A 1,134-nucleotide genomic window follows, 5' to 3' on the forward strand; every position below is an offset into this window, starting at 1 on the left:
GGCCCCGCCACCGTGACCCTGACGCCCGAGCAGGCGCTCGACGCCATGGTTTCCTTCGTCGACAAGCAGCTCCAGAGCATGACATCCGCCGCCGCCGACCTCGGCTCGGTCAAGATGCGCATCGAATTGCAGGAAAACTTCGTCAACAAGCTGACCGACTCGCTCGACAAGGGCATCGGCCGTCTGGTGGACGCGGAAATGAACGAAGAATCGACTCGCCTCAAGGCTCTTCAGACCCAGCAGCAGCTCGCTGTGCAGGCCCTGTCGATCGCCAACAACGACTCGCAGAGCATTCTCTCGCTCTTCCGTTAATTCCGACACCGATCGTCAAATGCGAACCGCGCCCGAAAGGGCGCGGTTTTTTTTCGTTTTATCGCCCGCGTTTCAAAGCGATGATCGTGAAGACCGCTCAAGGCAGCCCGTCCGGGCACCGATGGCAAATATTACGTTTCAGTTTTTTAGATGGTATGCACGTATAAATTTTATTCTCAACTATTTTCTACTTTAAGTATTTTTTAATTCGACAGCGTTTAGCTGAAGCCATCGAAGCGGCGGGCTGACCTTCAAGAAAGTAGCCGGTCAGCAGGCATGATGCTGTACGCCGCTCCCGGTGAGCCGGAATGTCCCTTTTCTAATCAGCCATTACAGGGGCAATTTATTATGACGAGCATTTTGACAAACATCGCAGCGATGACTGCGCTCCAGACCCTGCGCTCCATCGGCCAGAACATGGAAGCCACGCAGGACCGCGTGTCCTCCGGCCAGCGCGTCCGGGAAGCTTCCGACAATGCCGCTTACTGGTCCATCGCGACCACGATGCGTTCGGATAATGGCGCCCTTTCCGCCGTTCAGGACGCCCTCGGCCTCGGCGCCGCCAAGGTCGACACCGCCTATGCCGGCATGGAATCCTCGATCGAGGTCGTCAAGCAGATCAAGAACAAGCTGGTGGCCGCCCGCGAAGCAGGCGTCGACCGGACCAAGATCCAGGAAGAAATCTCCCAGCTGCAGGACCAGCTGAAGTCCATCTCCAGCTCCTCCTCCTTCTCCGGTGAGAACTGGCTGCAGGCCAAGATCAGCGATGGCACGGGCAACCTCTCCGACATCACCAAGGCGGTCGTCGGCTCCTTCATCCGC

The 1,134-nt window shown here is 57.7% G+C and carries 1 protein-coding gene and 1 pseudogene; both read left to right on the top strand.

The genetic code is table 11. The annotated features are described in order from the left end of the window. A partial coding sequence (locus tag K7A42_RS00035; RefSeq protein WP_282454646.1) for a flagellin occupies window positions 1–312 on the top strand: 312 nt, incomplete at its 5' end. 348 nt (window positions 313–660) lie between these two features. Continuing rightward, window positions 661–1,134: pseudogene (locus K7A42_RS00040) on the top strand (flagellar hook associated protein); the annotation flags it as partial.

The organism is Agrobacterium sp. InxBP2, from assembly GCF_026191755.1.
Taxonomy (GTDB): domain Bacteria; phylum Pseudomonadota; class Alphaproteobacteria; order Rhizobiales; family Rhizobiaceae; genus Agrobacterium; species Agrobacterium pusense.